Origin of the sequence: Streptomyces sp. WELS2 (assembly GCF_013870595.1) — a bacterium.
Taxonomy (GTDB): domain Bacteria; phylum Actinomycetota; class Actinomycetes; order Streptomycetales; family Streptomycetaceae; genus Streptomyces.
Genome location: NZ_JACBWZ010000172.1, coordinates 1 through 9,892 on the forward strand (window position 1 = coordinate 1; position 9,892 = coordinate 9,892).

Below are 9,892 nucleotides of genomic sequence, written 5' to 3' on the forward strand. Positions count from 1 at the left end.
TGAACGGGCGGCCGAAGATCACGTCGTCCACGGCGGCCAGGTCGATCCCGGAGCGTTCCATCAGCGCCGTCAGCACCACGGCGCCCAGATCGGCCGGCTGGACGGCGCTGAGCGCTCCCCCGCGCCGTCCGGCGGGCACGCGGACCGCTTCGACGATGTAGGCCTCGGCCATGGCAACTCCCTGCGGGAAAGGGGTTATTCGCGTACGGCGATCCCGTCCAGCACCATCGACAGGTACTGGCGGGCGATCTCCTCGGGGCTGTGCTTGCCGCCGGGCCGGTACCAGGAGGCGGCGACCCACACGGTGTCCCGGACGAACCGGTAGGTGAGCCGGATGTCCAGGTCCGCGCGGAAGACCCGCTCGGCGACCCCGCGTTCGAGCGTGCCGAGCCACGCCTCCTCGAACCGGCGCTGGGACTCGGCGAGGAAGGCGAACCGGTCCTGGGTGACGAGCTGCCGGCTCTCCTTCAGGTGGATGGCGACGGCGGCGCGGTGCCGGTCGATCTCCCGGAAGGACTCGGTGACCAGGGCCTCCAGGGTTTCACGGGGCCCCAGTCCGGAGGCGAGGACGGTGTCGTAGCCGTCCCACAGCTCGTCGAGGAAGGTGCGCAGGATCTCCTCGAGCATCGACTCCTTGGAGTCGAAGTGGTAGTAGAGGCTGCCCGCGAGGATTCCGGCGTGGTCGGCGATCCGGCGGACGGTGGTGGCGTTGTAGCCGTGTTCGGCGAAGACCTCGGCAGCGGTGCCGAGGAGCTCGCCGCGCCGGTCCGCCGCCGCGGTCACCTGGGGTTTTTTCTTGGTCGGCACGCACCCATTGTGATCTGCTCCGGATCTCGGGCGGGCCGGCCGCCGACGGCGACGACGGCGGTGCGGCCGCGGAGCAGTCCGCGCCCGGGGGGCGCGGGCCGGGCTCTCGGCGCCTGTCACAGGGCCACGCTAATGCGCCGAACATTTGTCAGGGAAGGGTGGAGGCGGTGGTCAGCAGCCGGGTCAGGGAGGCGCGGGAGCCCTCCAGCCGGGCGATGCGCTCCTCGATGCCCCGCAACTGCTCCACCAGCACCGGGGTCAGGCACGGCTCGACCTCCGCCTCGCCGCCGCACACGCAGTCCAGGACCTCGCGGATGACCCGGGTGGGCAGCCCGGCGTCCAGGAGGGCGCGGATCCGGCGGACGGTCCGGGGGGCGCCGTCGTCGTACACGCGCTGCCCGCCGGGGGTGCGGCCGGCGACGAGCAGGCCCTGCTCCTCGTAGTACCGCAGCAGCCGGACGCTCACGCCGGTCGTCCGGGCGAGCTCCCCGATCCTCACTGTGAACCCCCTCACATCCGCTTGAAGCTCACATCCATGTCAGCTCCTAGCGTCTCGGCCATGACGAACCCGACTGTATTCCGCATCGGCGGCGACCTGGAGGTCCGGCGGATCGGCTACGGCGCGATGCGCCTGGCGAACGCCCCGCACGAGCGGTCCGGCATGACCGCGCCCATCTGGACCGCCCCCACCGACCGCGCCGAGTCCGTACGGCTGCTGCGCCGGGCCGCCGAGCTGGGCGTGACCCTGTTCGACACCGCCGACGCCTACGCGCTGGGCGCCAACGAGGAGTTGCTGGCCGAGGCGCTGCACCCGTACCGCGACGGCATCGTGATCGCCACGAAGGCGGGTGTGCTGCGGCCGAGCCCGACGGAGTGGATCACCCACGGACACCCGGCGTATCTGCGGCAGCAGGCCGAGCTGAGCCTGCGCCGGCTGCGCACCGACCGCATCGACCTGTTCCAGCTGCACCGCGTCGACCCCGATTACCCGCTCGCGGACCAGATCGGCGCCCTCCAGCGGCTCCAGGAGGAGGGAAAGGTACGGCACATCGGGCTGTCCGAGGTGTCGGTGGCGGAGCTGACCGCCGCCTCGGCCATCGCGCCGATCGCCAGTGTGCAGAACGTGTACAACCTGGCCACCCGCGGCCATGACCCGGTGATCGACCACACCGCCGAGGCCGGCATCGCCTTCCTGCCGTACTTCCCGGTCGCCATGGGTGCGCACGCGGCCGACGGCGGGCCGCTCGCCGCCGTCGCCGCCGAACTCGGCGCCACCCGCGCGCAGACCGCGCTGGCCTGGCTCCTGCACCGCGCGCCGAACATCGTCCCGATCCCCGGCACCTCCTCCCCCGCCCACCTGGCGGAGAACGCCGCCGCGCTCGGGCTCGCCCTCACCGAGGAGCAGTACCGGCGGATCGACGCGGGCGCGTGACGCCCGGGCGCGGACATGCAACGACGCCTGCCCAGTGTCCGGTCGGGGACAGGCGGGCAGGCGCCGTCAGTGTTCCGTACGCCTTTGTACGTAACGTCTCTGTGCGGACCCGGGGGTCCGGTGGGTCGCGCGTCAGACCGCCAGGGCGCGGTCCGTCGGGCGGATCGGGGCCGGCAGGTCGCTGGCCCCGGTCAGGTAGCGGTCGACTCCGCGGGCGGCCGAGCGGCCCTCCGCGATCGCCCAGACGATGAGGGACTGGCCGCGGCCGGCGTCACCGGCGACGAACACACCCGGCACGTTGGTCTGGAAGTCGGCGTCGCGGGCGATGTTACCCCGTTCGTCGAGGTCTAGACCAAACTGCTCGACCAGGCCGTTCTCCCGGTCGGTGCCGGTGAAGCCCATGGCGAGGGTGACCAGCTGGGCCGGGATCTTCCGCTCGGTGCCGGGCTTCTGGGTCAGCTTGCCGTCGACGAACTCCACCTCGGTGAGATGCAGCCACTGGACGTTGCCGTCCTCGTCGCCCTCGAAGTGGGTGGTGGAGACGGAGTAGACCCGCTCGCCGCCCTCCTCGTGGGCCGAGGTGACCTTGTAGAGCATCGGGAAGGTCGGCCAGGGCTGGGCGACCGGGTGCCGCTCGTCGTTCGGGCGGGGCATGATCTCCAGCTGGGTGACGGAGGCCGCGCCCTGCCGGTGGGCGGTGCCGACGCAGTCCGCGCCGGTGTCGCCGCCGCCGATGACGACGACGTGCTTGCCCTCGGCGGAGACGGGCGGGGTCACGTAGTCGCCCTCCTGCACCTTGTTGGCCAGGGGCAGGTACTCCATGGCCTGGTAGACGCCCTTCAGCTCCCGGCCGGGGACGGGGAGGTCGCGGGCGGTCGTGGCACCGGCGGCGATCACGATCGCGTCGTAGCGCTTCTTCAGATCGGTCGCCTTGATGTCGCGGCCGATCTCCACGCCGGTGCGGAACCGGGTGCCCTCCGCGCGCATCTGCTCGATACGGCGGTTGATGTGCCGCTTCTCCATCTTGAACTCGGGGATGCCGTACCGCAGCAGCCCGCCGACGCGGTCCACGCGCTCGTAGACGGCGACCGTGTGGCCGGCCCGGGTCAGCTGCTGGGCGGCGGCGAGCCCCGCCGGGCCCGAGCCGATGACCGCGACCGTCTTGCCGGACAGGCGCTCGGGGATCTGCGGGGCGACGTCCCCGGTCTCCCACGCCTTGTCGATGATCGAGACCTCGACGTTCTTGATGGTGACCGGCTGCTGGTTGATGCCCAGCACGCACGCCGACTCGCACGGGGCCGGGCAGAGCCGGCCGGTGAACTCCGGGAAGTTGTTGGTGGCGTGCAGCCGCTCGGAGGCGGCGGCCCAGTCCTCGCGGTAGGCGTAGTCGTTCCACTCGGGGATCAGGTTCCCCAGCGGACAGCCGTTGTGGCAGAACGGGATGCCGCAGTCCATGCAGCGGCTGGCCTGCTTGCTGATGATCGGCAGCAGGGAGCCGGGGACGTAGACCTCGTTCCAGTCCTTGACCCGCTCGGCGACGGGGCGGGTCTCGGCGACCTCGCGGCCGTGGTTCAGGAAGCCCTTCGGGTCAGCCATTGCTCGCCGCCTCCATCATCTTCTCGGTGACCTCGGTCTCGGAGAGACCGGCTCGCTCGGCGGCGTCCTTGGCGGCGAGCACTGCCTTGTACGTGCTGGGGATGATCTTGCTGAAGCGCTCCACGGCCGTGTCCCACTCGGCCAGCAGCTTCTCCGCGACGGTCGAGCCGGTCTCCTCGGCGTGGCGGCGCACCACGTCGTGCAGCCACTGCTTGTCCGTCTCGTCCAGCGCCTCGACCGCACCGGCGTTGCCGGCGTTGACGTTGTCGCGGTCGAGGTCGACGACGTAGGCGACGCCGCCGGACATGCCCGCCGCGAAGTTGCGGCCGGTCGGGCCGAGGACGACCGCGTGACCGCCGGTCATGTACTCGCAGCCGTGGTCGCCCACGCCCTCGGAGACGACCAGCGCGCCGGAGTTGCGGACGCAGAACCGCTCACCGGTACGGCCGCGCAGGAACAGCTCGCCGCCGGTGGCGCCGTAGGCGATGGTGTTGCCCGCGATGGTCGAGTACTCGGCGAGGTGGTCGGCGGCCCGGTCCGGGCGGACGATGATCCGGCCGCCGGAGAGGCCCTTGCCGACGTAGTCGTTGGCGTCGCCCTCCAGGCGCAGCGTGATGCCGCGCGGCAGGAACGCGCCGAAGGACTGGCCGGCGGAACCGGTGAAGGTGATGTCGATGGTGTCGTCGGGCAGACCCGCGCCGCCGAACTTCTTCGTCACCTCGTGGCCGAGCATGGTGCCGACCGTGCGGTTGATGTTGCGGATGGCGACCTGGGCGCGCACCGGCTGGGCCTCGGTCGCGTCGTCCGCGGCCAGGGCGTCGGCGGCGAGCTTGATCAGCTCGTTGTCCAGGGCCTTCTCCAGGCCGTGGTCCTGCGCGGCCACCTGGTGGCGCACCGCGCCCTCGGGCAGCTCGGGCACGTGGAACAGCGGCTCCAGGTCCAGGCCCTGCGCCTTCCAGTGGTCCACCGCGCGCTCGACGTCCAGCACCTCGGCGTGGCCGACGGCCTCCTCGATGGAGCGGAAGCCCAGCTCGGCCAGCAGCTCGCGGACCTCCTCGGCGATGAACTTGAAGAAGTTCACCACGTGCTCGGCCTTGCCGGCGAAGCGGTCGCGCAGCACCGGGTTCTGGGTGGCGATGCCGACCGGACAGGTGTCCAGGTGGCACACGCGCATCATCACGCAGCCGGAGACGACCAGCGGGGCGGTCGCGAAACCGAACTCCTCGGCACCGAGCAGCGCGGCGATGACCACGTCCCGGCCGGTCTTCAGCTGGCCGTCGGTCTGCACGACGATCCGGTCCCGCAGGCCGTTGAGCAGCAGGGTCTGCTGGGTCTCGGCGAGGCCGAGCTCCCAGGGGCCGCCCGCGTGCTTCAGCGAGGTGAGCGGGGAGGCGCCGGTGCCGCCGTCGTGGCCGGAGATCAGCACCACGTCCGCGTGCGCCTTGGACACACCGGCCGCGACCGTGCCGACACCGACCTCGGAGACCAGCTTGACGTGGATCCGCGCCCGCGGGTTCGCGTTCTTCAGGTCGTGGATCAGCTGGGCGAGGTCCTCGATGGAGTAGATGTCGTGGTGCGGCGGCGGGGAGATCAGGCCGACGCCCGGCGTCGAGTGACGTGTCCTGGCGACCCACGGGTAGACCTTGTGGCCGGGCAGCTGGCCGCCCTCGCCGGGCTTGGCGCCCTGGGCCATCTTGATCTGGATGTCGTCCGCGTTGACCAGGTACTCGCTGGTCACGCCGAAGCGGCCGGAGGCGACCTGCTTGATGGCGCTGCGCCGCGCCGGGTCGTACAGGCGCTCCGGGTCCTCGCCGCCCTCACCGGTGTTGGACTTGCCGCCCAGCTGGTTCATGGCGATGGCGAGGGTCTCGTGCGCCTCCTTGGAGATGGAGCCGTACGACATGGCGCCGGTGGAGAAGCGCTTGACGATCTCGCTCGCCGGCTCGACCTCGTCCAGCGGGATCGGCTTGCGGTCGGACCTGAAGCCGAACAGGCCGCGCAGCGTCATCAGGCGCTCGGACTGCTCGTTCACCCGGGAGGTGTACTTCTTGAAGACGTCGTAGCGGCCGGTGCGCGTGGAGTGCTGGAGGCGGAAGACCGTCTCCGGGTCGAACAGGTGCGGCTCGCCCTCGCGGCGCCACTGGTACTCGCCGCCGATCTCGAGCGCGCGGTGCGCCGGGGCGATGCCGGAGGCCGGGTAGGCCTTGGCGTGGCGGGCGGCGACCTCCTCGGCGATGACGTCGATGCCGACGCCGCCGATCTTGGTGGCGGTGCCGTTGAAGTACTTCTCCACGAAGCCCTCGTCCAGGCCGACGGCCTCGAAGACCTGGGCACCGCGGTAGGAGGCGACGGTGGAGATGCCCATCTTGGACATGACCTTCAGCACGCCCTTGCCGAGGGCGTAGATCAGGTTCTTGATGGCCTGCTCGGGCTCGATGCCGTTCAGGAAGGTGCCCGCGCGCAGCAGGTCCTCCACCGACTCCATCGCCAGGTAGGGGTTGACCGCGGCCGCGCCGTAGCCGATGAGCAGGGCGACGTGGTGGACCTCGCGGACGTCGCCGGCCTCGACCAGCAGGCCCACGTGGGTGCGCTGCTTGGTGCGGATGAGGTGGTGGTGGACGGCCGCGGTGAGCAGCAGCGACGGGATCGGCGCGTGCTCGGCGTCGGAGTGGCGGTCGGACAGGACGATCAGCCGGGCGCCGTTGTCGATGGCGGCGTCGGCCTCGGCGCAGATCTCCTCGATGCGCGCGGCGAGGGCGTCACCGCCGCCGGAGACCCGGTACAGGCCGGAGAGCGTGGCGGCCTTGAAGCCGGGCATGTCGCCGTCGGCGTTGATGTGGATGAGCTTGGCCAGCTCGTCGTTGTCGATCACCGGGAAGGGCAGTACGACGGACCGGCAGGAGGCGGCGGTCGGCTCCAGCAGGTTGCCCTGCGGGCCGAGCGAGCTGCGCAGGGAGGTGACCAGCTCCTCGCGGATCGCGTCCAGCGGCGGGTTGGTGACCTGCGCGAACAGCTGGGTGAAGTAGTCGAACAGCAGCCGCGGGCGCTCGGACAGGGCCGCGATCGGGGAGTCCGTGCCCATGGAGCCGATCGGTTCGGCGCCGGCGCGGGCCATCGGGGCGAGGATGACGCGCAGCTCTTCCTCGGTGTAGCCGAAGGTCTGCTGGCGGCGGGTGACCGAGGCGTGGGTGTGCACGATGTGCTCGCGCTCGGGCAGGTCGCCCAGCTCGATCTCGCCGGCCTCCAGCCACTCGGCGTAGGGCTTCTCGGCGGCGAGGGACGCCTTGATCTCGTCGTCCTCGATGATGCGGTGCTCGGCGGTGTCCACGAGGAACATCCGGCCGGGCTGGAGGCGGCCCTTGCGGACGACCTTGGCCGGGTCGATGTCGAGGACGCCGACCTCGGAGCCGAGGACGACGAGGCCGTCGTCGGTGACCCAGTAGCGGCCGGGGCGCAGGCCGTTGCGGTCGAGTACGGCGCCGACCTGGGTGCCGTCGGTGAAGGTGACGCAGGCGGGGCCGTCCCAGGGCTCCATCATCGTGGAGTGGAACTGGTAGAAGGCGCGCCGGGCCGGGTCCATGGAGACGTGGTTCTCCCACGCCTCCGGGATCATCATCAGCACGGAGTGCGGCAGCGAACGGCCGCCCAGGTGCAGCAGCTCGAGGACCTCGTCGAAGGAGGCGGAGTCGGAGGCGTCCGGGGTGCAGACCGGGAAGAGGCGGTCCAGCTTCTCCGGCGGGCCGAACAGGTCGGAGGCCAGCTGGGACTCGCGGGCGACCATCCAGTTGCGGTTGCCCTTGACGGTGTTGATCTCACCGTTGTGCGCGACGAACCGGTAGGGGTGCGCCAGCGGCCACGACGGGAAGGTGTTGGTGGAGAACCGGGAGTGCACCAGCGCGATCGCGGAGGCGAAGCGGCGGTCGGACAGGTCCGGGAAGAAGGGCTCGAGCTGGCCGGTGGTCAGCATGCCCTTGTAGACGATGGTCCGGGCGGACAGGGAGGGGAAGTAGACCCCGGCCTCGCGCTCGGCGCGCTTGCGCAGCACGAACGCCTTGCGGTCCAGGGCGATGCCCTCGCTCGCGCCGTCGGTGACGAAGACCTGCCGGAACACCGGCATCGTGGAGCGGGCGGTGGCGCCCAGCAGCTCGGGGGCGACCGGGACCTCGCGCCAGCCGAGGACCGTCAGGCCCTCCTCCGTGGCGATCGTCTCGATGTGTGAGACGGCGTCCTCGGTTCCCTCCTCCGGCAGGAAGGCGATGCCTACCGCATAGGAACCGGCCGCGGGAAGGTCGAATCCGGCCACGTCACGGAGGAAGGCGTCGGGCACCTGCGAGAGGATGCCCGCGCCGTCGCCGGAGTCGGGCTCGGAGCCGGTGGCGCCACGGTGTTCCAGGTTGCGCAGGACGGTGAGTGCCTGCTCGACCAGGGTGTGGGACGCCTCGCCGGTAAGGGTGGCGACGAAACCGACGCCGCACGCGTCGTGTTCGTTGCGGGGGTCGTACATACCCTGCGCAGCAGGGCGAGCATCCATGAACGACCAGTTCCGGCCGTTCGTGGAGTGCTGGGACGGCTGGCGCGGCGTACGCATCGGCTCTCCCGTCGTCGTCATGTGGCATGTGGCAGGTGCCGAGGGACGACGTTGGCCCTCTGCGTGAGATCTGCGGTGAGATCAAAATTTCGTGCAGGTTACATGATGGAGCGGTTCCCGGGAACCGGATACTTCGTTCCATCATGCGGACACCGCGGTCGCGGCGGAGGTGCCGCGCGAACGCGGCGGACGCCGTGCGGTGACGGCAGGGTGCCGTCCGGGACGGCGGGTGCCGTGCGGTGACGGCGACGTCGTGGGGACCGTGACGGACAGGATCGGTCGGATCGGCGTCCGGCGGCCCGAGGGGGCCGGAGCGGGCGTCATCACCCACCCCGAGGGGGCGCGGCAGGCGTCATTGCCCACAGCGCTTACGGCTCATGCCCCGTCGCAAAGCAGTCGAAACCAGCGAGTAACGGGTACTTATGCGGCCCATCGCATAAGTACCGGTCGGGCTATCCTACGGCCGTTCCGAACAGACTGCCCAGGGCGTACGTCACACCGGCCGCCGCACCGCCCAGCGCGAGCTGCCGCAGCCCGCTGAACCACCAGGTCCGCGCGGTCACCCTGGCCACCACGGCACCGCAGGCGAAGAGCCCGGCGAGGGCGAGCAGCACGGCGGGCCACAGCACGGCCGCGCCGAGCAGGTACGGCAGGACGGGCAGCAGGGCGCCGAGGGCGAAGGACCCGAACGAGGACACGGCGGCGACCAGCGGGGAGGGCAGATCGCCGGGGTCGATGCCCAGCTCCTCGCGGGCGTGGATCTCCAGGGCCTGCTCGGGGTCGCTGGACAGCTGCCGGGCGACCTGCCGGGCCAGCTCCGGCTCCACCCCGCGGGCCATGTACAGCGCGGCGAGCTCCGCCTCCTCGTCGTCCGGGTGCTTGCGCAGCTCACGGCGTTCGACGTCGAGTTCCGCCTCGACCAGTTCGCGCTGGGAGGCGACGGAGGTGTACTCCCCGGCCGCCATGGAGAAGGCACCTGCCGCGAGGCCGGCGAGACCGGTGATGACAATGGTGTGCCGGCTCACGGAGCCGCCGGCCACGCCCGTCATCAGGGCGAGGTTGGAGACCAGGCCGTCCATGGCGCCGAAGACCGCGGGCCGCAGCCATCCTCCGTTGACATCACGGTGGGTGTGGTTGTCGCGGTGCGCTTCGTGCAGCGCCGCCTCGGTTTCGATGATGGCCATGCGGGCCCCCCAGGAAAGCTTAGCCAAAGCTAACTTTGGACTCGATCTACTTTTCGACAAGTCCAAATCTACGTCGTCGGCTCGTCCTTCGCCAGCAAGGAAAGGCTCGGCTAACCTGCGGCTTTCCCGGAACGCGCCGTACTCCCGGAAGCCGCACAACAGGGCCCGCCCAGGAGGATGATTCGGGTCATGACGCCCACAGCACAGCAAAGCAGCGCCCCGGCCCCGAGCGGGCTCGCCGGCCCCCTCACCGGCGCCTGGGCCGGACACCGAATCCCCGGCACG

At 71.0% G+C, this 9,892-nt stretch carries 6 protein-coding genes and 1 pseudogene; 1 reads left to right on the plus strand and 6 read right to left on the minus strand.

The features are described from left to right. The 3 genes and pseudogenes from H5J33_RS13270 to H5J33_RS13280 form a co-directional block, all read right to left on the minus strand. A pseudogene (locus H5J33_RS13270) lies at positions 1-172 on the minus strand (acetyl-CoA C-acyltransferase); the annotation flags it as partial. 23 nt (positions 173-195) lie between these two features. Further along, positions 196-807, minus strand: coding sequence for a TetR family transcriptional regulator (locus H5J33_RS13275; protein ID WP_181795108.1), 612 nt, complete (start codon positions 805-807; stop codon positions 196-198). A 148-nt stretch (positions 808-955) separates the two neighbouring features. Continuing rightward, positions 956-1,306, minus strand: coding sequence for a MerR family transcriptional regulator (locus tag H5J33_RS13280; protein WP_181795109.1), 351 nt, complete (start codon positions 1,304-1,306; stop codon positions 956-958). 60 nt (positions 1,307-1,366) lie between these two features. Between H5J33_RS13280 and H5J33_RS13285 the strand changes: the two genes are divergently transcribed. Further along, positions 1,367-2,239: an aldo/keto reductase gene (locus tag H5J33_RS13285; protein ID WP_181795110.1), complete on the plus strand. Its 873-nt coding sequence runs from the start codon at positions 1,367-1,369 to the stop codon at positions 2,237-2,239. A gap of 132 nt (positions 2,240-2,371) precedes the next feature. On the opposite strand, the gene H5J33_RS13290 is transcribed toward H5J33_RS13285, so the two are convergent. The 3 genes from H5J33_RS13290 to H5J33_RS13300 form a co-directional block, all read right to left on the minus strand. Next, positions 2,372-3,835 (minus strand): glutamate synthase subunit beta, encoded by a 1,464-nt coding sequence (locus H5J33_RS13290; protein ID WP_181795111.1) that lies wholly within the window; start codon positions 3,833-3,835, stop codon positions 2,372-2,374. Then, a complete protein-coding gene (gltB, locus tag H5J33_RS13295) occupies positions 3,828-8,339 on the minus strand; it encodes a glutamate synthase large subunit (protein ID WP_181795113.1) in 4,512 nt (1,503 codons plus the stop codon). The genes H5J33_RS13290 and gltB overlap by 8 nt, the downstream gene beginning before the upstream one ends. Positions 8,340-8,875: 536 nt before the next feature. Continuing rightward, positions 8,876-9,607, minus strand: coding sequence for a VIT1/CCC1 transporter family protein (locus H5J33_RS13300; RefSeq protein WP_181795112.1), 732 nt, complete (start codon positions 9,605-9,607; stop codon positions 8,876-8,878). Positions 9,608-9,892 lie beyond the last annotated feature (285 nt).